General features: G+C 68.8%; 30 protein-coding genes. 4 read left to right on the forward strand and 26 right to left on the reverse strand.

The genetic code is table 11. From position 1 onward, the window contains the following. The first annotated feature begins 83 nt into the window (after positions 1-83). Genes ABT336_RS13220 through ABT336_RS13230 form a run of 3 tightly spaced genes read left to right on the forward strand, consistent with a single transcriptional unit; the run spans position 84 to position 1,721 of the window. Complete coding sequence (locus ABT336_RS13220) at positions 84-254, forward strand: hypothetical protein (RefSeq protein WP_350896793.1); 171 nt, start codon at positions 84-86, stop codon at positions 252-254. Next, positions 241-1,464, forward strand: a complete 1,224-nt coding sequence (locus tag ABT336_RS13225) for a helix-turn-helix domain-containing protein (RefSeq protein ID WP_350896794.1) — start codon at positions 241-243, stop codon at positions 1,462-1,464. The genes ABT336_RS13220 and ABT336_RS13225 overlap by 14 nt, the downstream gene beginning before the upstream one ends. Positions 1,465-1,469: 5 nt before the next feature. Then, positions 1,470-1,721: a hypothetical protein gene (locus ABT336_RS13230; RefSeq protein WP_350896795.1), complete on the forward strand. Its 252-nt coding sequence runs from the start codon at positions 1,470-1,472 to the stop codon at positions 1,719-1,721. Between the two features lie 304 nt (positions 1,722-2,025). Here the strand turns inward: ABT336_RS13230 and ABT336_RS13235 are convergent, their stop codons facing one another. Then, entirely contained in the window at positions 2,026-2,412 is a 387-nt protein-coding gene (locus ABT336_RS13235) for a hypothetical protein (RefSeq protein ID WP_350896796.1), read from the reverse strand. A 95-nt stretch (positions 2,413-2,507) separates the two neighbouring features. On the opposite strand from ABT336_RS13235, the gene ABT336_RS13240 reads away from it, so the two are divergent. Beyond that, on the forward strand, positions 2,508-2,765 hold the full coding sequence (locus tag ABT336_RS13240) for a hypothetical protein (protein WP_350896797.1): 258 nt from the start codon (positions 2,508-2,510) through the stop codon (positions 2,763-2,765). Here ABT336_RS13240 and ABT336_RS13245 read toward each other — a convergent pair. From ABT336_RS13245 to ABT336_RS13365, 25 genes are all read right to left on the reverse strand, one after another. Further along, on the reverse strand, positions 2,762-3,100 hold the full coding sequence (locus tag ABT336_RS13245) for a hypothetical protein (RefSeq protein ID WP_350896798.1): 339 nt from the start codon (positions 3,098-3,100) through the stop codon (positions 2,762-2,764). The two genes, ABT336_RS13240 and ABT336_RS13245, sit on opposite strands and share 4 nt — an antisense overlap. Before the next feature lie 235 nt (positions 3,101-3,335). After that, positions 3,336-3,671 (reverse strand): hypothetical protein, encoded by a 336-nt coding sequence (locus ABT336_RS13250; protein WP_350896799.1) that lies wholly within the window; start codon positions 3,669-3,671, stop codon positions 3,336-3,338. Positions 3,672-3,700: 29 nt separating this feature from the next. Then, on the reverse strand, positions 3,701-4,780 hold the full coding sequence (locus tag ABT336_RS13255) for a hypothetical protein (protein WP_350896800.1): 1,080 nt from the start codon (positions 4,778-4,780) through the stop codon (positions 3,701-3,703). Continuing rightward, the gene (locus ABT336_RS13260; RefSeq protein WP_350896801.1) at positions 4,767-5,018 is read right to left on the reverse strand and encodes a hypothetical protein; all 252 of its coding nucleotides are present in this window, start codon (positions 5,016-5,018) and stop codon (positions 4,767-4,769) included. The genes ABT336_RS13255 and ABT336_RS13260 overlap by 14 nt, the downstream gene beginning before the upstream one ends. Continuing rightward, complete coding sequence (locus ABT336_RS13265) at positions 5,015-5,311, reverse strand: hypothetical protein (protein ID WP_350896802.1); 297 nt, start codon at positions 5,309-5,311, stop codon at positions 5,015-5,017. Before ABT336_RS13265 ends, ABT336_RS13260 begins: the two co-directional genes overlap by 4 nt. Before the next feature lie 27 nt (positions 5,312-5,338). Continuing rightward, complete coding sequence (locus ABT336_RS13270; RefSeq protein ID WP_350896803.1) at positions 5,339-6,946, reverse strand: C40 family peptidase; 1,608 nt, start codon at positions 6,944-6,946, stop codon at positions 5,339-5,341. After that, complete coding sequence (locus ABT336_RS13275; protein ID WP_350896804.1) at positions 6,946-7,707, reverse strand: hypothetical protein; 762 nt, start codon at positions 7,705-7,707, stop codon at positions 6,946-6,948. The genes ABT336_RS13270 and ABT336_RS13275 overlap by 1 nt, the downstream gene beginning before the upstream one ends. A gap of 60 nt (positions 7,708-7,767) precedes the next feature. Beyond that, a complete protein-coding gene (locus ABT336_RS13280) occupies positions 7,768-8,730 on the reverse strand; it encodes a hypothetical protein (protein ID WP_350896805.1) in 963 nt (320 codons plus the stop codon). Between the two features lie 10 nt (positions 8,731-8,740). Then, the gene (locus ABT336_RS13285) at positions 8,741-9,904 is read right to left on the reverse strand and encodes a siphovirus ReqiPepy6 Gp37-like family protein (protein ID WP_350896806.1); all 1,164 of its coding nucleotides are present in this window, start codon (positions 9,902-9,904) and stop codon (positions 8,741-8,743) included. Between the two features lie 3 nt (positions 9,905-9,907). Then, entirely contained in the window at positions 9,908-10,702 is a 795-nt protein-coding gene (locus ABT336_RS13290; RefSeq protein WP_350896807.1) for a phage tail family protein, read from the reverse strand. A 174-nt stretch (positions 10,703-10,876) separates the two neighbouring features. Continuing rightward, entirely contained in the window at positions 10,877-16,186 is a 5,310-nt protein-coding gene (locus ABT336_RS13295) for a hypothetical protein (protein ID WP_350896808.1), read from the reverse strand. 39 nt (positions 16,187-16,225) lie between these two features. Further along, entirely contained in the window at positions 16,226-16,633 is a 408-nt protein-coding gene (locus ABT336_RS13300; protein WP_350896809.1) for a hypothetical protein, read from the reverse strand. Between the two features lie 41 nt (positions 16,634-16,674). Further along, complete coding sequence (locus ABT336_RS13305; RefSeq protein WP_350896810.1) at positions 16,675-17,061, reverse strand: hypothetical protein; 387 nt, start codon at positions 17,059-17,061, stop codon at positions 16,675-16,677. Between the two features lie 20 nt (positions 17,062-17,081). Further along, on the reverse strand, positions 17,082-17,309 hold the full coding sequence (locus ABT336_RS13310; RefSeq protein WP_350896811.1) for a hypothetical protein: 228 nt from the start codon (positions 17,307-17,309) through the stop codon (positions 17,082-17,084). 93 nt (positions 17,310-17,402) lie between these two features. Beyond that, entirely contained in the window at positions 17,403-18,062 is a 660-nt protein-coding gene (locus tag ABT336_RS13315; protein WP_350896812.1) for a phage tail tube protein, read from the reverse strand. 68 nt (positions 18,063-18,130) lie between these two features. Then, complete coding sequence (locus ABT336_RS13320) at positions 18,131-18,427, reverse strand: hypothetical protein (protein ID WP_350896813.1); 297 nt, start codon at positions 18,425-18,427, stop codon at positions 18,131-18,133. Between the two features lie 104 nt (positions 18,428-18,531). Next, positions 18,532-18,930 carry a hypothetical protein gene (locus ABT336_RS13325; RefSeq protein ID WP_350896814.1) on the reverse strand — a complete coding sequence of 133 codons (399 nt, stop codon included), beginning with the start codon at positions 18,928-18,930 and terminating at the stop codon, positions 18,532-18,534. A gap of 15 nt (positions 18,931-18,945) precedes the next feature. Next, positions 18,946-19,227, reverse strand: a complete 282-nt coding sequence (locus ABT336_RS13330) for a hypothetical protein (protein WP_350896815.1) — start codon at positions 19,225-19,227, stop codon at positions 18,946-18,948. A gap of 13 nt (positions 19,228-19,240) precedes the next feature. Further along, positions 19,241-19,933, reverse strand: coding sequence for a hypothetical protein (locus ABT336_RS13335; protein WP_350896816.1), 693 nt, complete (start codon positions 19,931-19,933; stop codon positions 19,241-19,243). After that, positions 19,930-22,230, reverse strand: coding sequence for an alkaline phosphatase D family protein (locus ABT336_RS13340; protein WP_350896817.1), 2,301 nt, complete (start codon positions 22,228-22,230; stop codon positions 19,930-19,932). Before ABT336_RS13340 ends, ABT336_RS13335 begins: the two co-directional genes overlap by 4 nt. A 22-nt stretch (positions 22,231-22,252) precedes the next feature. Then, positions 22,253-22,603: a phage tail fiber protein gene (locus ABT336_RS13345; protein WP_350896818.1), complete on the reverse strand. Its 351-nt coding sequence runs from the start codon at positions 22,601-22,603 to the stop codon at positions 22,253-22,255. A 69-nt stretch (positions 22,604-22,672) separates the two neighbouring features. Then, positions 22,673-23,215, reverse strand: coding sequence for a hypothetical protein (locus ABT336_RS13350; RefSeq protein ID WP_350896819.1), 543 nt, complete (start codon positions 23,213-23,215; stop codon positions 22,673-22,675). A gap of 10 nt (positions 23,216-23,225) precedes the next feature. Beyond that, complete coding sequence (locus ABT336_RS13355) at positions 23,226-24,257, reverse strand: major capsid protein (protein WP_350896820.1); 1,032 nt, start codon at positions 24,255-24,257, stop codon at positions 23,226-23,228. A 14-nt stretch (positions 24,258-24,271) separates the two neighbouring features. Then, positions 24,272-24,994: a hypothetical protein gene (locus ABT336_RS13360; protein ID WP_350896822.1), complete on the reverse strand. Its 723-nt coding sequence runs from the start codon at positions 24,992-24,994 to the stop codon at positions 24,272-24,274. 57 nt (positions 24,995-25,051) lie between these two features. Continuing rightward, a partial coding sequence (locus tag ABT336_RS13365; protein WP_350896823.1) for a hypothetical protein occupies positions 25,052-25,738 on the reverse strand: 687 nt, incomplete at its 5' end.

Genomic DNA, 25,738 nt, shown 5'->3' on the forward strand with positions numbered 1-25,738 from the left:
GTGTGCAGCCACCGTCGCCCCCAACCTCCGGGGCACGCGCCTGAGTAGCCGTCCCCGGCCACCAGAGTTGCAGGGGGACAGCGATGATCAGACGCACCCGCAAGGAACCCGACCGGCCAACCGGGGCCGAGGCCCAGGCCGCCGAACACGAGGCAGCGAAGCAGCGGATCCTCGACCTGGCCGAAGCCGAACGGACTCCGCTCGACGACCCCACCCAGGCTGTACCCGTCTGGCAGCGACGTGACCGGCCCTGACCACAACTCGGTGCCGATCGGGCGACGGGTCGCGTACTGGCGTGCCCGACGGAATCTGTCGCAGCAACTGTTCGCCGACCGCATCGGCAAGTCGAAATCGTGGGTCGACAAGGTCGAACGCGGGGTACGCCGGCTCGACAAATGGTCGGTCCTGGCCGACATCGCTGACGCTCTCCGCATCGACGTCGGGCAGCTCGTCACCGCCGCCCAAGGCGTTTCGCAGACGACCGCCGAAGCGCCGCCCGAGGTGGAGCAGATCCGCGACGTTCTCACCCGGTACGACGACGTGGACACCACCGCCCACCGCCCAACGACAACGGGCGACCTCCGCAAGGCAACCGCACACGCCTGGCTGGCCCTTCAACACGGGCAGCTCGACCGGCTGCTAACCGACCTGCCACGGCTGATCGTAGACACGCAGCGGCACCGGTGCATGGTCAACGCCGGCGAGTCCGCCCTGCTGATGAGCCAGGCATACCAGATCACCGCCGCACTGCTGCGGAAGGTGGGCGAACCGCACTTGGCGTGGGTGGCAGCCGACCGGGCCATAGCGGTCAGCGCCGCCACCGACGATCCGCTGCTCGCCGCACGCGCAGCCGTCCCGCTCGGCGGGGTGGTCCGCGAGATGGGCCAGCCGCGCCGGGGCTTCGAACTGTGCGTCACCGTCGCCCACAGGTTGGCGCCGCCGGACCCACTGAACGCCAACCCAGAGCACCTGTCCGTGTACGGCAGCCTCCTCCTCCAAGCCGCGATGGCCGCTGCCACCCTCGGCGACGACCAGGCCGTCAGCGAACTGACCGAGCAGGCCGCCGATGCTGCCGACCGGGTCGGTGAAGGCCGCAACGACTACTGGACGGTTTTCGGCCCGGCACTAGTAGATGGGGTGCGGGTCGCCACAGCCGTCGAGCTGGGCGAAAGCGGCCAAGCGGTCGCCGTGCACGAGAAGGCACGAGCCCACCCCGGGTATCAGCAATTGCCGCCCGGGACCCGAGCAGATCACCTCGTTGACGCAGCCCGGGGATACGCGCATACCGGTGACCTGAAGGCAGCCGGGCGTGCGCTGCTGGAGGCGGACCGAATTGCCCCGGCGGAGGTTCGGGTCCGGCCGGCAGCCCGCGAGATGCTGGAGACCGTGCTACGCCGGTCCACGCAGCCCGATCCCCTCGTGGTGGCGTTGGCTGATGCGGCTGGCGTGACGGGTGCGCGGTGACTGCGGTGGAGTTGCCCGCCGGGACGGTCGTCGAGTTACGTCCGGGCAAGTGGCAGTTGCGACCCGGTTCGGTCGGCGACGTGATTCACCACGTTCGGGTGGTGAAAGTCCACGAGTCGCTGACCACCGGCTGGATGTGGGTGTACGCCCACGACGTGACATGCGCGTGGCCGGAGGCGGACTGCGCGGTCCCGTGGTGTCTGGAGTTCCTGGCGTCCGAAGTGGCGCTACGGGCGGCCGTGGACGGTGGGCGGTGACGCGCATGGACCAGCCGGTGAGCCCGGAGATCGTGGACACCGCCGCCGAACTGACAGTGAATCAGCACCGCCCGTCGGAGTCGGGTCCCGGCTGGGCGCCAGGCACATGCCGGCAGTGCACCCCAAGCGGGTGCCCCCAACTCGACTGGGCGGTCGCCGCACTACGTCAGCAGTAGATGCCGGGCCAGCACGAGAAGAAGCGCCCCACCCCACCAGCCCGAAGGCCGATGAGGTGGGGCGCCCACATGGGTGCCGTCCGCCTGGGGAGTGGCGGCAGAAAACGGCACCCGCCTCCGGGGAGGAATCAGGAAGCCGGACGCTCGCGGTACTCGCCGTCGATCACCCGGTCCTTCACCACACCCCCCGAGATCGCCGCCCGCTGCACACCGGTGTCCCGGAGCAGACCGACGTAGAAGACGACGGCCACGCCGAAGTTCACCAGCACCGCGTAGCCGACCTCGACGAAGTTGAACGCCACCGACGCCTCGACCGCGATCAGCCACGCCTCCAGGAACGTCTTGATCGCCGCCACCGCCAGCAGCACGAGGCCCTTGCGGAACGCCGACCACGACGTCCGTATGAACAGGGCCGCCAGCAGCGGCAGGCCGAACGTCAGCAGCAGCGACAGCAGGCCCGCCAGGGTGGGGGCGAACAGGTAGGTGGGTAGCTCGGGAAGAATGACAGAGTCCATGACCCCTCCAGGGGTGATCTTGGTTTCCAAGGAAACGGCCCGAAACTTGAAATCGGGCCGGGGAAATGCAAGGAAACCTGCACTACCGTGGCGTCATGCCAGGTCAGCCGCAGGTTCGAGAATCCGGGTGGCTGTATGCCCCCGACGACGACTTCGCGCCCATCGCGCACGTTCGCTTGGAGGAACACGCCGACGGTGCCGGCTGGGACGTCCACGTAGCCGACCCGGCCACCGCGCCCAGCATGAGCACCCACCTCGACACCGAAACCGAAGCACGCACACTGCTCGACCGCATCTACAAGGCAGGCCAAGAACGCGGCCAGTGGCGTGTCACCGACCACCCAGCCACCTAGCCGCTGGCGCTGCGCCGGTCCTGTTCCACAAACGACCGATACGACGCCAGCCGCACCAACAGCAGCACATCAATCAGCACCAGCAGCCCCAGGCCGAACACGGCATCCCATACACCCACCGAAGAGGGGCCAGGCCACCGCGAGACCAGCAAGCCGATCTGCCGCACGAAAATCAGAGCCACCAACAGCACCCACCCGGAGGCGTCCCATGCTGCCAGCCTCCGCCATTGCTTCGGTCGATGCTGCGACAAGAACGCCAGCGCCGCCACCAACCCGATGATCAGCAGCACCAGCACCGCCACCTGATAGCCGAGCACATTGCCCCCCGCCACCATCACTGCCCCCCTACTACCCGCCTCAACCAGTCGTCGTACCGGTTGGCAGTGTTGTGCGCCCGAATCTGTTCGGTCAGCCGCTCTGCCTCCGCCCGACGCCTAGCAGCGGCCTCACGGTCCCGCTCAGCCCTGGACGCCGACCGGTCAGCGGAGGCAACCGCCTCACGCGCATCAAGTGATGGCTGGCGCCCCCAGCCGAACGGCCACAGAGTCGTCCGCATGCGCCGCCACCACCTCATGACACGTGCCCCCCTGGCACTGTCGGGTGCCCGAGCTTGTCGAGCAGCCCCGTAGCCGTGCGGGCAGTTTCCACCGCCGCGTTCGCCGACCTCGATGCGTCGATGAACGCGTCACGGGTGGCCTGGTGGGCGTCGCGCTCCTTCTCGTACGACTGACGCCACGTGTCCCTGTCGGTTCGCATCTGCTCGTATGCCCCCTTCGGGACCAGCCAACCCATGAGGATCAGCAACAACACCACACCTGGCACCCCCCATTGGAGGATCGCCCCGAGCACGTTGGGTGTGTCGGCTGCCGCCTCGGTGGCCAATGTGGCGGCCCAGCGGATCAGCATCTGCCGTCCCCCATTGAATGTTGGTGTGGTTAGCCCTGCGTCTGCGATGGGCTGGTGTTGAAGCGGCGTCCGAGTTCGTCGGCGACCTGCCGGGCCATGTCGGTGGGGATGGCCGCCGCGATCTTCTCCGGCGTCAGCCCGGAGAGCACACCACTGATGATCGCCGGCTCGTCGACCGGGTCACGGCCAGCGATCTGCGCCACCATCGCCAGGATCTCGGAGATCTGCACTCCGTTTGCTCGACCCCGCTCGGTGATCGTTTGCAACGTGTAGCCGACGGTCCATTCCTTGTTGCCCTCGTCGGGCTTGGCCGGGTCGCCGTAGTCGCCGTTCTGCCAAGGCGGTCGAGCCGCTGGCACGGAGTCCGACCGGGTGACCTGCCGGCCGAGCGCGTTGTCGCCTCTCGGGCGCAGCAGGGCGTCCAGCGACCCGGCGAGGGTCCGCCCGTCCGGGGTCCGGTACTGCTCCATCAGGTACTTCGCTACATCGGCTGCGGTGGGCATGTCGTCCTCCTTCACGGGGGTCGGCTTCGGGGCAGGGGTGGGCGCAGGCTGGGTGCGCTTCTGGTAGGCAGCCAGGGGCTCGCCCAGCAGCACCGACAGCAGCCCGTCCAGGGCGGCGGCGTCGGCCGCGAACGCCCGGATGATGCTGATGTGCAGATGCCACAGGTGCGACTTGTCACGGCCCGGGTCCGGGCCGGCATCCGCGCCGACACCGAGCGCCTTGCCGCCGGTCAGGACGTAGCAGTACACGACCCGTCCGTCGAGCGTTCCGATGAACTCGCGGATGATTGGCCCGCGCGCGGTGTACAGGCGCGAGTCACGGGCACGAGCGGCCACGTCGAGCCGCCTCGTGTGCTTGATCATCGCGGCGGTGGACATGGTCAGGTCCAGACCCGCCGACAGCTCACCCGACCCCTGCTTGTCCGCCACCACGTCCCGGCCGGACGAGTAGTCCGTGGTCTTCACCGCGTTGCGCCGGTTGTGATAGCCGGGCTTGTTGGCCAGGATCCCCCCGAGCAGGGCCGTCGGTTCGGCCGCGCCGAAGCCAGTCCACACCGCCCACAGCGCGTTGCTGATGTTGGTCGGGTTGGGGTTACGCGCCGCCACCGTGCACCTCCTCCGACTCGGGCAGGGCCATGACGTCCCAGCCCTCCGCCATCGCCGCCTCGACGGCGCGGCCCATGTCCAGGTCCCGCCCGCCGTCCCGCAGGTGGAAGCCGCCGTCACGCCAGTCGTAGACCCACGCCCGCAGCGACGGCTTGTCCGCCACCAGCAGACCCGCGTCACCCCGACTGATCACGGTCTGCCCGTCGAGCGGGCCGCCGTGACATACACCCTCGATCACGACCACACCCCCACCGGTGCAGCCGAGTACCGGGACGGGTCGGTGGCGTCCTGCGTCACCTCGTAGCCGTCCAGCAGCATCGGCCCGTACTCCACCTGACGCCCCGCGACCGTCGTGTCCCCGGCCACCTGTACTACTGCCGGGCCAACGGTCACCGACCCGACCACCGTCACCTGCCGTGCCTGGGGCACCCCGTCCACGACCACCCGCCAGGTGATCGGCTCGTCGGGTGACCACAGGCCACGGTCGAACTCGATGCGGGCGGCCAGCGACCCGCCTACCGATAGAGGCACAAGAAACTCCCCGAGATCAGTGCCGCGTCAGATGCGGCGGATGTGGCGCAGGCTCACAGCCCACGTGCCGGTGCCGTTGAGGAACGAGTTCCCACCGAGGGCGCTGAACGTCGGCCCGTTGACGGTCTTGCGGCTCGACAGGAACAAGTAGTTGTTGCTGCTGTCTTGGCCGAGGTAGATGCCGACGTGGTCGTCGGTCTGCTCGATGTCCCCCGACTCATCACCAGCCACATCGTCGGCCGCGTCAGCGTTGAAAGCGACGACGTCGCCGACCTGGATGTCGTCCAGCGGCGGCGGCTCCGTGCTGCCAGCAGCCACGAGCACCCCCGGACCGGAGGGGCCGATCTGCACGCTGCGGCGCGGCAGGTTCAGGCCGTTCAAGTCGGCCGGGTCGTTCAGGCTCATCGGGATGCCACCCCAGTAGCCGAACACCATCCGCAGGTAGCCCGAGCAGTCCAGGCAGTCCTGCTGGCGGATTTCGTTGATGTCCTCGGTGGGCACGGCGAGGTGCGGATACCGGCCCATGGTGCGGATGTAGTCGTTCCAGTCGGAGCCCTCTTCACGGCTGCCGCTGTCCAGGGTCGGCCCGTAGTCAGCCTGCCCCAGCACCCTGCGCCCGGAGCCGAAGCGGGCATCGAAGACGAAGGGCTGCCCAGTCACGTACGACATCGCCCGCGCCAGCATGTCCGGGGTCGTGTCGGTGAGCGCGCCCCGTAGCCACTGCTCGGTCTCCAACGTCCAGGTGGCGAACGGAGCCGGGAGCAGCCGCACCCACTGGTTGTGGGTGACCACCGGAGGGTTCGCCCACCGGCCGGACGTGATCTCCAGTTCGCCGACGATGAAAACTGGATTGTTGATAGCTCCAGTGCTGGTGAAAGCCCGGATGCCGATCCGGCCGGCACCGAGCGGCGACGTGTCCGTGAACGTCCGCTGCCACGTGCCCGGCTCAGCGCTGCCGTCCGCCCACGCCCGGCAGCGCACCTCCCCGCCGATGCTCTGCGCGCGAATCCACCACACCTGCCCGGCCACATACCCGGTGCCCACCTGCACGCTGGCGGCCACCACGGTCGAGGTGCCGGCCACCACCCGGTCGATCGCAAGCTGCACGGTGCCGTTGGTATTGAACGTAACCCGGTACCGGTAGTGGTTGCTGGTGTCCGTGTAGTTGCCGGTCAAGGCGAACGAGTTACCAGCACCGGCTGGCATCGTGGAGGTGGCCACCGAGATGCGGGCGTCGTAGTCCACCACGTCGTGATCCCGCAAGCTGGTGTAGCGAGACACATTGGCCGTGTTGACCAGCACTCGGGCTGCGCCGCCGCTAACCGTGTAGTCGGCATCATTGCCGCCGACCGGCGTCGACCACGCCCCGTAGTACGGAGACATTCCCCACCGGGAGGTCCGGGTCCGATCGAACGTGTCCGCCGTACCAGGACCGACGCGTTTCGCCTCGGTGAACGTCCGCGTCGGGCCGGTCACCGCCACAGTCTTCGCGCCCGGCGTGAACGTCGCCGCACGCCCGTTGTCGGCCGTCACCCGCACCCGGCCGGGCATCGACACCTCGTCCACGGTCAGCCCGCGTGCCGGCTCAACCGGCGCGAACGGCGCATCATCTGACGCGACCATCACTGGCGGCATCAGCCCACCTCGAAATCGAGCTGGATCGTCACGACGGTCGGCGTACCGGCCAGGGACACCACCTGCACCTGCACCGAGTCCCCCTCCACCACTGCCACCGGCGACGCAGGGGCGTCCGACGTCCACACGTCCGCCAGCGGCACCGACAGGTTCACGCCGAGGACCGGCGTGCCGTTCACCACCGCCGCGACCGTCGCCCCCGTGCCACCCGACCGGATCGCATGCACACCTGTCACCCGGCACGTTCTCGCAGCGCGCCATACAGGCCACAGCCCAGTCACCGCCGGGGCCACCACCACCGTCCTGGAGAACCGGGTGTAGCGGCTGTCGTCCAAGTCGATTGGCCCCGACACCGTCAGCGATCCGGCGACCTGCATGTCACCGCCGACGACGGCGTCGCCCGTCACACTCAGACTGCTCGTTGACGTGCCGTCACCCGCAGATTCGTCGACGCCCTCCACCAGCTGACGTGGTCCACCGTCGGCCGACAGCCACATCAGCCGTACACCATCCGGCCCCCGAAACGGGGGGATCACACCCCGCGCCCGCCCGTCCTCCCCCATCGAGGTGGCCAGCTCCGCGACCGGATCCCCTGTCAGAGTCACCAGATCGGTGTACTGATCGGACGGGTCCGATCCCGCCTCAGACGCCCAGCAGGTGATCACCGCCCCGCCGACTGCCTGCACCACATCCGGGACCTCCGCCACCGTCAGGGTTCGTAGCGCCCAGTCGGCGATTCCACCGCCATACAGGTATCGCAAGTCCACTCCCCACATCGCGTTCTGGTAGTTGATTGCCGAAGCCAGCGAGCCGGGAGCCGCTTACGGGATGTCCCATCCCACGTTGGTGCCGAGGATCGTGTCGCCTACCGAAAGCCCCGGATGGCTGGTGAGCCAGATCTGCCCGGCCTTCGTCCCCGCACCGGCCGAGAAAATGGTCACCTGACCGGACCGTCCGCCCGGCAGGTAGACGGAGCATCGCTGGTCACGATCAGGGTGGCGAGCCGCTGCCGGAACCGTCGCCGGTAGCCGAATGTCGCCGCTTGACGGAAGGGACGACCCGCCAGACCGGATGAACGACCCGAACCGCAGTTTCACTGAACCGCCAGGTCCCACACCACGCTGCTGCACGATCGACTCGGTGGTGATCGTGAAGTTGTTCAACGTCGAGTCGATGCGGACCTCGGTGACGTTCGCTGCGGTGACAATCCACCGGCTGCCCGTCGACTGCATCTCTTGGTTGGTGTCGTGCTCCCAGATCCGCCGGCCCGACTGATGAGGTGGCCTCGTCGTCGAGGTGCACCGGAGTTGGCCGTCATCACCGATGTACCAAGCGCGCGGTTGGACCGTCGTCGGCGACAATGTCCCCGCGTTGTGGGCGACAGTCACCGCAGCCACCGGCAGGTCCCAGAACAGCGGAGACGCCACCGGGCTCGGTGCGCCCTGACCGGCAGTGCCCTGAATGAACGTCTCTTGCACCCGCCACGTCGACCGATCCAGCCGCAGCACAATCAGATCCACCCGGCTCGCACCGGACGTGTTCGCAGGCAAGGTGATCGTGATGTCGGCGTCACCCGAGTCGAACTGGAATCCGCGCACCAGAGCGAAACGCCCGGCTCGGATCCGCACCGCCCTCGTGCCGACCCCGTCGGCGTACACCAGCGGCTGATCGGTGGGCGCCCCGATGAGACCGTCTGGTGCCTGCGGTGCCACCAGCCGCTCATAGAGCGCTTCGATGACCTCACCGTCGTTGAACCCAGGGCGCGGGTAGCTGTTGGATGCCACGGTGCTCCTCTCACATCCCTGAGGTCGACGGAAGCGCGCGACGCTCCAGGTAGCCGACACGCCGGTCGATGCCACGCATCTGCCGCACCCACGCCGGATCCGACGACGCCTCCTGGGTGCCGACCATCGCCGACACCAACTCCCCTGCCGTGTCCCACGCCTGCAAGCTGACAAGCCGCACCAGATCCGACACCTGCTCGCCGGGGCCGACCTGAACGGACACCCTGTCGCCGAGCCGGTAATGCTCACCGAAGCGCTGGTCGGGGGTGTCCCACGCCGACGTTTGCAGCCGCGCCGTCTCGCCCTTCTCCGCCAACTCCCGGTCACCCTCGGCCTGCAAGTCGGCCACCGGATCGCTACCGGGGCGGGCCACATGTGTTTCGACACGACCCCACGCCGACTCTGCCGACGTGTTGCTGCGGGCGATCAGATACCGATCCGACCCTTCGCCCTGACCTCCCACGACGGCGGTGGTGGCGGTCGGCGCAGCCCGCGAATACCCCAAATATCGAAGGTTCCCGAGACCGAACCCGAACCGGACACTGCCCGTCAGGTCACGAGGCTGGAACACCTCGAACAGGATCTGGGTGCCGTCCTGCCGGGTGCGGAACCCCAACCCGCCAGCGTCGAGTGCCACCCTCCGAAGCACGTCCGTCAACGGTTCCAGCCGGGTGGACACACTCACTGTCCCGCCGACCCCCGCCGTTGAACCGAGCACCAGTTGCGGCACCTGCCGCTCCGCCCTCGCGTCGGGGCCGGCGTTCAGGGTCACCAACTGCCGCAGCGCCTGCTCCCCGTTCCCGGCGAACGTCCACTGGTCGACGGTCTGACCCTCCGGGGTTTGCGCCGGATTCGGGAAGGTGATCCGGTTTGCGCAATTCGACAGGTCATCGGCGAAGTCGACGGTCAGCTTCCCGACACCCGAGTTCTCGCCGTCGTCGGACTGCTCAACCAAGTACGACTCCACCGGACCGGCCAGGAACACGTCGCCGTCACGCACCACCACGGCCCGCCGTCCGTGATCGATCTGCTCACGGATCCACGGGTAGGCGGGGACGGTGATCTGCCCGGAACCGACCTCGTTGAACCGGGCAGTGCAGTTGACCGTCGTCCAGCAGGTGACAGGGTCACCGACCACGTTCAGATGCCGGTCGGTGAACAGCACGGTGATCACCGGCTACGCCGCTTCGTACCGGGGGAAGAACAGCACTTCGAGGCTTGTTCCCGCACCTGACCCGTCAACGGTGAACTCGACACTGTTCACCCCCGCCGTGAACGACCACAGGTCGGCGCCCGGCCAGTTCAACGCACCCACCAGGTTCTGCCCGGCAGGTCCGCGCACGGTCGGCCGGTGTGTGGACGTGTCAACGACGATGGCCTCCCCGGCGGGCAGGTTGTAAGACAACCCGAACTGCTGGCCGGTGGTGTGGTTGGCAGCGGTGATCAAGGTTGATGGGCCAGTGATCGTCCAGATTGGCCAGCCGTCCACATCCCCCGGGTTCACAACCTCCGTGGCGCCGAGCACCTGACCCGGTGACACCGTCAGATACGGGCTCAGGAACGGGCTGCCGCCGGACTGGTACTCGCGGCGCACCGCACGCGGTTCCGTGTCACGCCAAAACCCGTCCGGGCACATCAGGGTGAGCACCGGGTTCGCGTACACCCAGTTCTCTCCGCCCGCGCCCGACCAGCCGTCCTCGCAGAACGCTTCGATCTCCCTGGCGGTGCCGTCCGGGCGGGACACCCGCAGCACCCCGGGGCGACCCATCTGGGCGGTCAACATGAACGCCCGCATCAGCGACCGATACCGGCCAACGAACTCCTGATGGGTGTCCCCGTACACGTGCAACGGCCACGTGATCCGGCGCGGTTCGGCGCGGATGTGCCGCACCGTCACCCCACCCCGCGCCAGCGGATCCGTCACAAACGTGCGGGGCGCGGCACCCCACCCGGCGACCTGCTGAGTGGTCAACCATCCGTGCACCTCGTGCGGGCCGGTCAACTCCCACACCCTGCCCGTCGGGTCCGTCCACGTCGCCCCGATCGACCCGACCTGCGGTTGCGCCGACAGGAACGGCTCCACCACCAAGTCGTCGGCGGGTGGGGTGACGGCACCAACTGCAAGCGGCATCCCGCCACCCCCGTCCTACGGTCTGCGTCCCGGCCTGGCCATCGCGTCCCGCCGGTCAGCCCACGCCTGCAACCGGCCGTGATCCAACGCCGCTTCCTTGAAATGCCAGTGGTGCACCTCGCGTGCCTCCGCATGGCTGTTGCGGGCCGCCCGGGAGATGTCGTTCCACTGGCCGTCGGTGAACACCGGCTCCGGCTTCCCTGTCCCGTTGAACACAGTCGACACACCCGGCGGCAGATAGCCGCCCTCGTCGTACGCCCAGTGGACGTGATCGTGGTGCGTACGGCGGACGAACGGGTCCTGGAAGACATGCTTGCGGCCGTTCCACACCTGCCGCCCGCCGCCCGGCGTGAAAATGATCTCCCGGCTGTCCGGGTAGTTCCGGGTCAGCCAGTTGAACACGTCCATACGCGGAGGCACGTCGACAGCCCGGCCCTTGTCCCCGTCGGCGGCGATCCTGCCGTGATACGACAGGGACCCCGAGCTTGTGCGTGAGCCCGGCCGGTAACCCGAATGCAGGGCCAGCCCGGGGAACACCCGCCGCAGGATCCGCATCATGTCGTCCGAGCCGATACCACCCGACGAACGGGCCGGCACCGGATCAATGTCGGGGATCTTCGTCTTCGACACGTTCACCGGGAACGGCCACTGCACCAGACCACCCTTGGCGAACCCCGGCAAAGCTTCCTTCGGGATCCGACGCCGCCGGATCGCCTCCATGAACCCCTGCCCGTAATACTTCACCGAGGCGGTGGGCTGCATGAACTCGCCGTTCGACCCCCACAACAGCACGTCATCCGACGTGCCCGTGCCAGGACCCCGAACCGGACCACCCGTGGCCAGCTTCGCCAGCCGCTCATCCTTCTCGTACAGCCGCCTCGACTCTTGCAAACTGATGTTCTTGTCGAGGGCCTTCTGCTGGATGGCCAGCTCTTTCAACTGCTTGTCAACGCCCGGATAGCCGACGATGCTCAGCAGCGTCTCCACATCGGTGGGCACCCTGCCATACGCATCGATCAACCGTTCGGTTTCGGTCTTGTTGGCCCCCACCCGCGTCGTCTCTTCACGCAACGCCGCGATCCGCGCCTCATGCCGGCGGGTGGCCTCCGCGACACTCACCCCGGCAGCGACGTCGGCGTTGTACATCTCCACCGAAGACTCCAGCAGAGCTTCCACCGCGTCCCGGTTCGCCCGGCCCGCCACCGTCCCCTTATCCAGGGAGTTGTTCTTCTTCGTCAGCGCCGCCGCCACGTTGTCGACGGCAGCCTCGTACTGCTCCTCCGCCTCGATCTGAGACTTCGCCGAACCGGCCAGCGCGTCCTGCGCGGTCCGCAACGCGTTGGCCTTCTCCGCCGCCGTCGCCGTCTTGTCGGCGAGAACCGTCATCGCGTCAGCGACCTTCTGCTGGGCGATCTGCGCCGGGGTGGCCGCAGCCGGGGCGTTACGCTGCGCCGTGTTCAGCGCCTCCTGCGCCCGCGCCGCCGAATCCGTCGCCGCGAACTGCGATCGCAGCGACGCGATGTACGCCTCCAGGTTCTTCTCCTCATCCGAGGACAAGTAGAAGTCCTTGACGTTGTTCGCCTCCAGCTTCCGCTGCTCCCGCATCACGTCCAGGCGCTGCTGCAACACCTCCAGCACACCCTGTTGTGCTGCTTTCTCCCCGGCCGCCGCCCTCGCGATGTCCTCCACCGACAGGCCGTACGCCTTTGAGTCGTTGATGAGTTGCTGCAACTCCCGCGACGTGGCCACCACGTCCTGCACCACAGCCGACGTGATGTCCCGGGTCTCCCTGTAAGCCCGGCCGAGGAGCATCAACGCCTCAGCCAGATCGGCGACCCGCGCCTTCTGCTCCGCCGTCTTCTCACCGAAGTACCCGGCGGCCAAAGCGGCGCTCGCGAGAGCAACACCCCACGGGCCGCCGAGGAACGCACCCACCGACGCGAGACCGCCCCGCATGCGCAGACCCGCCAGCCGAGTCCGGTCCATGGACTGGGCGAACCGCTCAGACCGGTCCCTCGCCCGGTCCATCGCCCCACCCACACCGTCGGCCATGCTGCGGGCCGCCGACGTGACCGACCCGTACGCGCCGGACATCTTCTTCCACGTGCCCACCGTCAACGCCGTCAGCCGCGTCGCCGTGTTCACCGCCAGGATCGCCGCAGCCACCCCAGCCAACCCCACGACCAGCGTCTGGAGCACAGGCATCGGGACCGAATTGATCGCGGCGAACAGCCGCTCGAACAGATGCACCACCACCGTGCCCACCGGCGCTGCAGCCTGCACGAACCGGACCACGAAGTGGGTCATCTCACCCAGCAGATCCATCACCATCGGGCCGTTCTCCCGAATGTAGGCGAGCATCCGCTGGAAGCCCTGGTTCTGGTCCAACGTCGCCGACCAGGTGGCGAACCGTTCCGTCAGCCGCTCCAAACCGCCACCCACATCGTCGTTGAACGGGGTGAATGCCAAGAACAGGCCGATGACACCAGTGGCGGCGTTCCGGGTGATCCGGTACAGCCGCTCCAAAGTCGGAACCGTACTGCCGTCCACATAGCCGAAGAACCGACGCCACGTCGGATCCACCGTCAAGAACCTGGACGTCTCCTCGAACAAGCCACCAACCGACCCGGCGACCCGGCCGATGAACGACCGCAGACGCGGCAGAAACGGCAACAGCGTCTCGATCGACGACTGCACCCCTGGCAGCAGGTTGTCCGACGCGGCAGCCCGCAACGTCAGGAACTCGTCCTTCAACCCGAAGATGAATCGGGCGAACCGCTGCCCGGTCGGGGTCAGCACCTCCATCGCCTCGTTCAGGTTATCCAGGGCATCACCACCGGCCACACCCGTCTTCTGGTATGCCTGCCGGAGTTGCCGCTGCGCCGAGATCACCTGCTGCTGCGCCTGCGCGATCGAGTACGCGGCCTGACGCTGCTGCTGCGCCTGAGCCCGCTGCGTGTCCGTCACCCGCTGCTGCGCGTCGGCGACACGCCGAGACCCGTCCTCCTGCGCCCGCACCATGCCCTGCCGGGCATCCGACAGGCGGCGCTCCGCATCCGAGATCCGACGGGCACCGTCGACCTGGGCGCGGACCACCGCCTCACGGGCAGCCGTCAACGCCTTCTGGGCGTCCACCACCCGCCGGTCGGCGTCGGTGATCCGCTTCTGCGCCGCCACCACCTGGGCGGATCCGGCGACACCCTTCTTGTTCGCCTCGGCCTGCTCGACAGCAAGCTCCCGGGACTTGCGCTTCAAGTCGTCGATCTGCTGGAGGCGACGCTCGTAGGTGATACGCGCCTGCTCCCGCTCCTCCTCCGACGCCCGAGGGTTCGCCAGCAGCCGATCCAGCTCCCGCTTCGCCTCCGCCACATCCAGGGTTGCCTGCCGCTGATCCAACGCGTTACGGCGCACCTGCGAATCGAGGTCCGCCAACGCCTGAGCCGCATCCCGGTACGCGCGGGTCAACCCCTCACGGGCTTCCCGGGCATCCACCTGAGCCCGCGTGTAGTCGGCCTCCGCGTCCGCCACCCGAACAACCGCAGCCTTCACCGCCTCAGCGGCCTCACGGCGTGCGTCAGTCACCTGCCGCTGCGCATCCGCGACCTGCCGGGCCGCCTGCTGGGCAGCCTGACCGGCGGCGCGGCGGGCATCAGCCACACCGCGCTCCGCATCCGCGACCTGCCGGGCCGCACGCTGCGCCCCATCGTCGGCCTGCGCCCGAGCGTTCGCCAGCGACCGCTGAGCCGACACCAACCGGTCCTGCGCAGACGCCACCCGATCCTGGGCGGCAGCCAACGACACCGCCGACTTCTCCGAGTCCTGCTGGTGCTTGTTCAACGCCTGCACCGCACCGCCGACACCGGAGAACCCGAGGATCATCACCCCGATACCGGCCGTCGCCGACACGGCAGACGCACCGATGAACCCGATCGACGCCGCCACCGCACCCGCGACAGGGATCAGCATGGTCCCCATCGACAGGCCGACGGCCGTCAACGACTCCAGCCGAGACAGCGAAAAGTTCGCCGCTCTACCCACGTCGTCGAGCGCCGACGCGTCCGCCTCGATCCGCAGGTCCACCTTGCGCCCGGACAGGCGCTCCGCCATCCGCTCAACCAACGTCAACTTCGCAGCGGCGTCGATCGCATCGGCCTGCACATCAACGCTGACGCGGCTCCGCGCAAGGTCCGCCAGCAGACGGCGCAGCTCCGCCACCTCAGCCAACGCTGTGTCGGCGTCCACATCTATGCCGATGCGCTGCCCACGCAGCGTTTCGAGCCGGCCCCGGATGTCCTTGACCAGTTGCTCGGCGGCGGTGCGCGCCGGCCGCAACCCGACGTCCGGGAGGGCTTGGAACGCCCTACCGATCTCGCTTTGGATCCGCCCCGCCCACGTCTTCCCGAACTCTTCCTCGGCGATCTTCGCCGACTCCTTGGCAGCACGACGAGTACGGGCGTGGTCCTCCGCCAGCGCCTGCTCGTACAGGCGGGCCATGTTCTGCCGGGCCTTCAAGTCCCGCTTGTAGTCCTCGGCAACAGCCTCGTCGTACAGCTTGCCGCGCTCCTGCTGAGCCAGCCAGTCCCGGCGCAGGTCCTCGTCCAGCGCCTGCTGGTGGATCCGCCCCCGCTCCTGACCGATCAGCCAGGTACGCCGAAGATCCTCGTCCAGGGCGTGCTGATGCAGCCGGTTCCGTTCCTCGACCGCCTTACGCTCGCGGCGCAGGTTCTCGTCCAGGCCCTGCTGGTGGATACGTGCCGACTCGTCGGCGGCACGTTTCGCTTCCGCCGCCATCCGCTCGCCGCCGGCACGGGCTACCTGCACCCACGCCTCAACCTCATCAGCGGCCTGCGACAGGTCAACACGCATACGGTTGTCCGGCGCCTGAGCGTTCAGTCCTCGCAGCCGCTTACTGATGTTGCCAGCCGACTCGATCGCCGTCCGCGCATCAATGTCGATCCCGACACGCTGCTTCCGCAACGCCTCAATGTCCTCGCGGACCTTCGCCACAGCCTTGTCGAAGTCGCTGGAGTCGGCGTCGACCTTCACATCGGGCAGCGCACGGAACGCATCACGCATGCGCCGGTCCAGCGACGCCGCGAAATGCCCGGCGAACCCGGCCCCAGCCTTGTCGCCCGCCTTCTCGGCCTCCCGCTGCGCTGCCCGAGCACCCGCCTTCACCCCGTCCGGCATGGCATCCGACAGGGACTCGTTCAGGTTGTCGACCGTCTTCTGGAGTTGCTTTTTCATCTGCCGCTCAACACCGTCGAACGACGGCACCACCTGCAACCATGCAGTGCCTGCCTCGTACGCAGCCGCGACCGCCACACCAACCCCCTCGACACCGGATCGATGCGGCAGCCGCGACTACCGTGCCTCTGCCCTGCGGTGGACGCCGTGTGGCAACACCCGCGCCACAAGCGACTCATGCTTCGACACCCGTCGGCGGGCGCGAACCCGCTCCAACGCGGTCACCGGACGCGGCGCTGGCGCAAACTGGCCCGGCTTCCCGCCCGCCGACGCCAACGCCACCCGCGTGTTCTCCCGAACCGCATCCAGCAGATTCGTCAGCAGCTCCACCTGCGGCGACCACTCGGCCATCCGCCTCGACGGCGGACGTTCCTCCGGCGGGTTCGCCACCACAGCGGCAGCCCACTCGTCATCGGAGGTCAACGCCTCGACAAACGCCGAGTCACGAGGCAGGCCGTCGATCAGGTTGAGGAGGCGCCGCCACCGGCGGGCACGCCATTCCTCCCCCAGGTCGAGGCGATACACACGCAGCAGGTCACGTTCGATGGCCCGCCCATACCTGGAAATCAGGTGAGCGAGCCGTTGAGTTCCCCCAGGCTCGGCAGCCCGAAATGCTTCTGGAAGCCCGACATAACCGCATCCAACTTCCAGGACGGCATTTCCGCGTTGAAGAACGCCTCCGCGTCCTCCGGGGACAGTGAGTGCTGAAGGAAGTAGACGGGGTCGCCCATCGCCCGCAGCTGCTTCTGCCAGTCCATCTCCTGCGGATCCGGGATCGTGTACACCCGGCCCTGATGCAGGAACGTGAACGGCTTGACCGCGCCCTCCCGCTCCAGATCGTCTAGGTTCAGGGCCACGTCCTCGGCGACGGGTGCCGGCTTGGTGTCCGTGGCCTTAGCGGGCGCCGACCTTGGAGCGGCTGCACGGGGCTTACGGGTACTGGCGGTGCTCATGGGTGGGCTCCTCGAATCGGTCAGGAACTGGTGGACGTGGTGCTACCGGACGCCGTGGACTTCTTCGCCGTACGGCTGCTCGCGTCGTCTGCGTTCTGATCGGTGCTGGTCTGCTTGCGGCGCGGCTGCTCCAGCCAGCCGTCGGCGCGCAGATGCACCCGCTCGTCGGGGGAGTACGCCAGGCGGGTCTGCTTCTCCCCCGACACGGGGTGGTTGCGGGTGAACGTGGCGATCGGCTCGACAGCCATAGGGGGTCTCCTCACGGGGTGGGTGGGCTGGGTGGTAGGCCGGGGTGGCGAGCCCACCCAAAGGAGCCACCCCGGCCAGTCAGTGACGTGCGGTCAGGAGGTTGCCTGCGTGATCCCCATGTCGGCGAGCATCGCGAGCCACCCCGGCCCGCCGAAGATCCATCGATGGCTGTACCCCAGGTCGGACGCTCGGAAGGCCGTCAGGGTCAGGGGATACGAGATCGGGTCGTCTCCCTCGCCGTAGGACTGCTCGCCGAAGTCGGTGATCCGCGCCCGGGGCATGAACTGACCGAGGTAGATCTCTCCGTAGCTGGATTCGTCGACTGCGAGGGCCAGCAGCCGGTAGTACCTCGGGTTGGGCAGGTTCGGCTTCTCGATGGACAGTTCGCCGGTGACGGCGGCGGCCCGCAGGTTGGTGATGTCGACGCCCGTGAACAGACCGATCGTCAGGAGCTTCGTCTCCTGGGCGGTGACCGTCAGGGTGACGGTGTCGTTGGTGACGTCCTCACGGGTCGGCTCCGTCGACCCGAACGACCGGACCTGCGACGACTCCGTCTCCCGGGAGACGGACACACCTTCGGTTGAGGTGAACCCGAGGTCTTCGTAGCCGGTCGGCAGGGTCGCCAGGTCGGCCCCGGCGCCGGTGGTCAGGTCCTCGATCGGGTCCGACGATTCGGGGGCGATGAACACGGACAGGTCGCGGGCCTTGCGGATGAGCTGGTTCTGCTTGTCCCGCACAGCGGAGTACGGCATGCGTGTGCCCTTTCTGGGTCGAGGCATGAAAAAAGCCCCGACAGGCGGGGCGGAAGGGGTGGGTGGGCTTAGCTGCCGGGCCGGTACCGTCGGGTCACGGCCTGGTAGGTGGCGAGCATCCGGCGGATGCCGGGCGCCCACGGCTGTTCGGTGGGGGCGGCAATGCAGTCGATGCGGTCGATCACCACAGGTCCGAGCCGATGCTTGACCGTGGTCAGGTGCTGCCGTACCTGCTCGGCGAGGGGTTTCACCCCGGTCCGGTAGGTGGTGTGGAAGCAGTCGATGTCGACGGTGGCGTAGTCGTGGATGGTGTCGCTGTAGCCGCCGCGCCGCTGTACTCGGATGAACGGCAGCCGCCGATCCAAGTCGGCCGGTGTTTCGGTGCCTGTGCGTTCGGGTCCGCCCGCGAGGGCTTCGCACAGGACGGCGAGGGTTTCCTCCATGTCGGGGAACACCCACAGCGGGCCGGTCACATGGCACCCCGTACCCGCCCGGACAGTGCGTCCAGGTGGTCGAGGGTGCGGCCCAGCACGTGCCGCGCCGGGGTGGGTTTCACCTGCCCGCCGACCCGGACCGCGCCGCCAATTTCAATGAACTTGGCGGACGGATCCTTGTTGACCAGACGGGTGCCGACCCTCGTCAACGGCCACTTCTGGTTCAGTTCGGCACCGGGGACGATGACGTCGTCGACCTGCCACGACCGGCGGTAGGTTCCTGTCGCGCTCGGGGAGATGCCGACCGCGTACGGTCGGGCGGTTCTCTCCACCACGTCGTGGACGGCGTCGCGGATCTTCGGGGACAGGGCGATGCCGGCGAAACCGCGTGCCGACCTGTTCAGCTTGAACCGGGTGAACACCACCTGAACCATGCGGGCACCCCCTGTTCAGCCGGTGACCATTTGCAGCACGATCTCCACACCAGCCCGGCCCCACACGCGGGGACGGCCGATCACCTCGTAGGTGTCGCCCCGTATCTCGATCTTGTCGGCGGGGCTGGGCAGGGGTGTGCCGGCCGGCAGGTACAGGGTGCCGTCGGCTTCGGTCTGGTTGGCGCCTTGCAGGTTCTCCGCCGACGGGCCGGGCGCGAACAGGCACCCGCCGATCGGGGTGCGGGTGTCGCTGCCGGGGATCGGATCCCCCCACCGGTCCCGCTGCGGAGGCCGCACCAGGACGGCGGTTTCAGTGTCCCCAGACCTGAACACTGCCCCTCCTGACCGGTGTGGTCGCCATGCCGGGCTGCATCATGATGGTGCCGGCACCCCGGCGTCCGGCGCGTGTGACCTTCGGGTTGAGAAGGGCGACCTCGACGTCGGTGACCACCAGGTCAGTGTCGTCGGCGGCGCTGTCGTAGTAGTCGCGGCGGAACGGGCCTGTTGACTCCGACCGCAGGCCGCCCACACCGGTGAGAGCACCCGGCCGGCGGGCAACCCGCAGCACCATCGACACCGCAGCGTCGGCGGCGGTCCGGGCGTGAAGGGTGCCGGCGGCGATCCGATCATCGAGGTCGGGGAAGCGGTGCCGCAGCAGCCGTGACGCCTGCGCCAGCCACGCCGACACCAGCCGTTCCTCCTCCGCGTTGAGGGGGCGGAACACGGCGGCGACCTGCCCGGCAGTGGCCAGCGGCGGAACGGGCTGCTCCGCCCAGATCCAGAACGGTTCGGTGGCGGTCACCGCACCGGTGGCGGTGAACTGGACCCGCCACATGCCCGGCTCGGTGAGCTGGAACGTGAACGGGTACTCGCCGTCGTCGTCTTCGTCCACCGGCTGCGGCGGGCCGACCGCCCCGGAAGGGAAGGTCACCTGGGCGGTTACCGTGGCGCCGGGCAGGCTGGTGAACGTCACTTCGATGGCGTCGCCGACCTCCGTGCTCATCGGGTTCTCCTCACCGTCGCCGCCGGGGTGGTGTCACGCACCCGGTGTGGTGCCGCCCTCAGCGGCCCGCTGCTGCCGTGGTGTTCGACCGCCGCCGAAGAGTCGAGGCTTCCGGCCGTGCGGGTGCGGGCCATGATCGAGGCTGCGCCGGATCCGGCTGCGCCGCCGGCCGCCGCCGCCACCGCACCCACACCCACGAACGCGGTGGCGGCGGTGACGGCCGCCGTGCCCGGCGTTCGGGCTGCCGAAGTCAGGGCCGCCGACGCCGGGGTTGATCCTGCGGTGAACGCACCGGCCCGCACCGACACCACACCCGCCGACGTGCCCGCACCGGCCGAGGTTGCGCCGGCTGCATGACCGACAGAGCCGGCCGAGGACGTCACACCCGTCAACGAGGCGGCATCCTCCAGCACGAACACCGTCGACTGGGACACCCGCAGCGTCCCGTCGGCCGTGAACCCGCTGTACGCGACCGTCACCGCAGACCCGGTGTCGGAGACGTCCAACCACCCGTAGGCGGTCATCGTCGTACCGGCGGTGTCGTAGTAGCCCGCCGACCACGTCTCGAACGAGCCGGTCGAACCCTGCTGGAATGGGGCACCGCCGGCCTGCGGAACACCCCGCGTTCCCGCCGAGGTGCCGTCGTCGGCGCACAACGCATGCCGGTCACCGAAAATCGCATACACGCGCCCCGACGCGTGGGCGTCAATGAAGTCGTTGACCTCGGCGAACTCGTGCGGGAACGAACCCCACCGGTCGCCGTTGGCCCCGTCCTGCCGCCAATACTGGTTGGAGCAGATCACCTTCACCGGCTCCGGATCAGTCAGGCGGTCGAACAGCCACGCCTTCTGCTCCGCCCCCAGCAGCGTCTTCGACGGCCCGTTGACCGCTGTCCGGTTGTCCCGCTGCGAGCGTGTGTCCAGTTGGATAAACCGGACCCGGCCGATCACCCACGACTGCCACACCCCGCGCCCGTCCGTGGCAGGCAGCAGGTACGACGGGAACACCTGCCGGTGCACCTGCGCCACCACCGGCCCGGCCGGACTGTTGCGGTCCGAGTCGCTGCCACCCCAGTCGTGGTTGTCCCAGCAGTACGTCAACGGCACCGACGTCAGCATCGGCGCCATTGCCGTCGATCCCAGCGAGGTCACATGCTGCGCCCGGACCTGCCCGGCGGTGGTGCCCGACGCCCAGTCCCGGTAGTTGAGGTCCCCCATGTGGATGAGCCGCCGCGCCCCGCCGTGCGGCCCGGAGCGGGCGGCTACGGCGGTGAACGATCCGGTGGTGGGGGTGTCGTACTGGCAGGACCCGAACGCCACCGCGAACGACGCCGGCATGCCTGCCGGCGGGTCCGTTCGGACCCGACCACGGCCGTCAGCCAGCAGCAGACCGTCGGCCTCCAGCCCGTAGTAGTAGACGGTGTCGGCGGCCAGTCCGGAGACCGGCAGGTGCACGAACCCGTCACCGTCCGGGGCCACCGCCGTCGACCAGGTCGGCGTCGACAGATCCGATGATGCGGACACGGCCAGCCGCGCCGACTCCACACCCGACTCCACACCCGACAGCACGTATCCGACGGTGAACCCACCGTCGGTGACAGCACCCGCCCACGGCCCGCACACCACCTCCGCCGGAGCCACCGTCGCGGCCGGACCCAGCGGGGCGGTGTCCGACCAGCCGCACTCATCCAACCGGACCGCCACGTTCGTGGCCGCGTTGGTCTGCCCGAACCACACCTCACGGATCGGACCACCCAGGTTGACACCCGACAGGGCACCCGAATCCTGGGAGGCGACCGTCGCATCACCCTCGAAGATGCTGATCCGCGCCGACGCGGATGTAGTCCCCCCGGCCGCCACCTCGACACGCCACTGCACCCCGGACGCCACAGCGGCACTCGACCACACGCTGGTATTGGACGAGTTCAACAACTGGACGACACCGGCGGCGGACACCTGGACGCGGAACCGCTGACCGCCCGAGCCGACGTTCATGCCCCGCAGCGGCGACACCGTGCCCGTCACCGACGCCCGGTCAAAATAGAAGCGGAACCACTGGGTGGACGTCGAATCCGACGAGTTGACCGACCAGCCGCGCCGCTCCGCCCCACCCGTCCCGCCGGTGGTCACCTGCATGCACAGCGGCCCGTGCGCCGCCCCGGTGCTGCTGTACGTGCAGATGCCACCCGACACGGACTGGGTCAGCGTGAACGAGTCACCCGACGTCCCACCCGAGTTGCCGGTGGTGACCGTCGTGCCGGCGGCGCCCCCGTCGAACGAGTTGACCAACACCGCCACAGCCGACCACCCCCCACGCCGGTCAGGTCAGCGACTCGGTCACCGCACTGATCGTCAACTGCGCCTGACCACCGAACGTGGTCGACGCCGTCAACGCACGAGACCCGCTGTACGTGCCACCCGAGCCCGCCGACCAGTAGCCGACATGCGTGTACGTCCCGGCAGGCACATCGAACGTGACCGCCGACGACAGGGCTTTGCTGCCGCCCGACGCCGACGACCAGGTGGCCGACTTGCGGGCGTAGGCGGGTGATCCGCCGGTCGCCTCCGACATGCCGGTGGAACCGGGGTCGGCGGTGTGCAGCGACAGGAACGCGGCCCTCGTGGACAGCAAGTCCAGCATCGCGTTCTTGGTGGCGTCTGTGAGAGCCACGGTCCTCCTCCACTAGGACAGGAAGGCGACGCCCCCAACCGGTACGGCTGGTGGGGGCGTCGATGCCCCTCACTTCGGGTCGATCAGCCCGGCGTTCTCGGCGGCGTCCCAGATGTCGTCCCTGCGGGCGTCACCGTCGACACCCAGTTCGGGGTAGTGGGAAGCCCACTCCCGCCAGGCTTTCTCGGACGACCCGGGGCCGGAACGGGGCGGCGGGGGCGGCTTGCCGTCACCCTCGTCACCCGTCTCGTGGTCCTCGCCCTCCGGCGGGTCGGAGTCGTCGTCCGCGTCCGCCCCGTCCTTGACGAAGGTGGGCAGTTCGCCGCCCTCCCACGCCTTCGGGTTGGTGATCTGCGCGGCCACCTCGTCGGGAACCACATCACCCGGGCCGTACCGGCGTCCACCCACATGCACGTAGGCGGCCAGCCGCACCCCCGAATCGCCGCCGGGAGTACCGGCCCGGGTGCCGGCCGGCGGCTCGTCGCCGTCGACCGCCCACACGTTCGGGTTGGTGATCTTCTCGGCCACCTCGTCGGGAATGTCGTCGTCCGGGCCGTACCGTCTGCCGCCCACGTGCACGTACGTGGCGAGGCGGCGTGCCTTCTCGCTCACCGCCGCCACCTCACAGGACGTCCGCGACCATGAGCCGCTTCGGCCAGTCGAGCAGCGGCATGGCGGTCGCGCCGACCTTCGTCCACGTGCGGACCGGGTCGCCTTCCTTCATGACGACCCCGACCAGGCCGGGCAGTTCGGAGAACTCCAGCGACGGGTTTTGGCCCTGCGTCAGCTCCAGCGCCTCGGCGGTGATACCCCACACGGTCCGGCCCAGGGGGGCCGACTCCGGCGGCAGCAGCAGCACCTTGTCCTCGGGGATGACCCGGGTGTCCACGTTGTCGACGGACAGCCGGGTGTCGTACTCGACCAGCTCCGGCAGGCGCCGGGCCCGCAGGATCTGGTTGAGCTGGTCCTCGGTGACCACCGACGGCACACCGTTCATGTTCCCGGCCAGCTGCCGCACCTCGGCCGACATCAGCATGTTGAACACGACAGTGCTGGAAGCCTGCATGTACCCGGGCCGGAACCCGTTGGCGTCCACGTAGTCCTGCGTCCAGGCCGCCAGGTCCGCCAGCGGGGTGGCGTTGGCGTGGTTGGACCACAGCACACCCGGGGCCTTGTTGTGCCCGGACGGCATCCCGAAGTCCGCTTCGAGCTTCAGGTTGCCCTCACCGGCGAGGGTGAACTTCCAGTCGGTGAGCACGTCACCCCGGGCCATCTCCAGCCGGTTGTACACGTACCGGGTGATGTTCGCGCCGTCGTTGTAGATGGCCTGCACGTAGGCGTCATAGTTGTTGCCGCCGGTGCGAGACCTCTCCAACTTCAGCCGCTCCTCTTCCCCGATGGGAAGCTTCAGACCGACCGGGGGGATGCGGATGGCACTCTTGCGCCACGTGTCCCGCTCTCCGACCTCGGTCTCGGCGTCGAACGCCCGGAACTTGGCGACCCGGTTGGTCTGCTCCATCTGCGTGATCGCCGCTTCGATGTCGGCGATGTACACGTCCGGCAGCCACCGGTTCAGGGAGAGAAACGCCGGGGCGGGAACCTCCCGCACGAATCCGGTGAGCGTGGCGGGCTCGATGTAGTCGTCAACGATCATGATTCAGCCCTCCCTCAGCTCTCGAACCGGAACTTGGCACCCAGCACCTGCCGGGCGTTGTCGTCGAAACCGCTGGCGGCGGGCAGCCGGCTGACCATGATCGCCCCACGCCAGTGCAGCGGCGCACCGATGTTCGCGGTGCCCACCTCCTTGCTGCTGAACAGGAACCCCTCCGGCACGTCCAGGCCGGTCAGATTGGTCGAGCCGCCACCGGTGGTGGTGGCCACGTTCACCGCCGGGCTGGTGCCGCCGGTGAGGGACGCCGCCGAAGCGGTCATCTGCGCCACGTTCTGGCCGGCGAACCGGCCCTTGAACGCCACCGTGAACGGGGTGGCAGGTCCGGGGCCACCGGACACGGCGATGTCGTTGCCGGACACCGACGGCAGCGCCGCGAGCGCGTCACGCACGGCGGAAGCGGTCGCGTTGTAGGCGATCCCGGAGGTGGTCTCACCCGACAGGGTCAGGGTGAACGTGCCGCCCGTCGGACCGCCGGTGATGGTGACCGTCTGCACCTCCGACGCCGAACCGGCGTACGGGCCGTACATGTCCGCGCCCTCACCGGAGGTGATCCGGGCGACGAGGATGCCGGAGGGGATGAACCCGTCCGGGTAGTGGATGTTCTTCGTGAACGCGGGCAGGTACAGAGTCATGCCCCTGGTGACGTCGGTGCCGTCGCGGCTGGCAAGCCACGAACGGTTCTCGACGTGGAACTCCGTCGTACGGAGCGAAATGTCCATGATCGGACGTGATCCCTTCGGGAAAGTGGCGAAGCCCAGCCGGCCGCAGACGACCGCTTACGCGGTTCGCTTGCCGAACATCTGCTGGGCCATGAGCCGACCGGCCTCCAGGCCGCCAGCCTTAGGTGCGGTGCGGGTGCCCTGACCCATGTCGGGTACGACCTGCCCCTGACCCGTGACGGGCTGGAGGGCGGGGGGCGTGACGACCGCCGGAGCGGCCGGAGGAGCTGCCGGGGATGCCGGCTGAGCCGCAACCACGTTCACGTACGCGGCCACCTTGCCGGTGTCCACGGCCATGCCGTCTGCGGTGAGGAACGCTTTCGGGTCCAGCGGGGCGAGCAGCGCGTCGATCTGCTCTGCGGTCAGCCGCTGGGTGAGGGTGAGACTGGTGTGCAGCGCCGACGTGGCCAGGCGGCCCCCGGCCTCGGCGAGAGCGGCGACGCGCCCCCGCTGCTCGGCGTCGGCGACGGCCTTCTGCGTGTCGGTCATGCTCTGCGCTTCGAGTTCCGCCAACCGCGCAGCCTTCGCCTTGAGGTCGTCGTAGTCGGAGCGCTCCTCGGCGCGGGCCTGCCACCGGCGGGAGTGATGCTTGTGGTAGTTCGCTTGCTGCCGGTCGGTCATCTCCGCCAGCGGCGTGTTCTCCGGGAACCCGTTCGGCCCGTCCTGCGCGCCGCCGCTGGTGGGCGGCTGCTGCGGCGGGGGGAACACCTGCGACGGGGTCGGCACCGGAGCCGGCGCTGGGGC

The sequence above is a fragment of the Micromonospora sp. NPDC000207 genome, from assembly GCF_040300925.1.
Taxonomy (GTDB): Bacteria; Actinomycetota; Actinomycetes; order Mycobacteriales; family Micromonosporaceae; genus Micromonospora.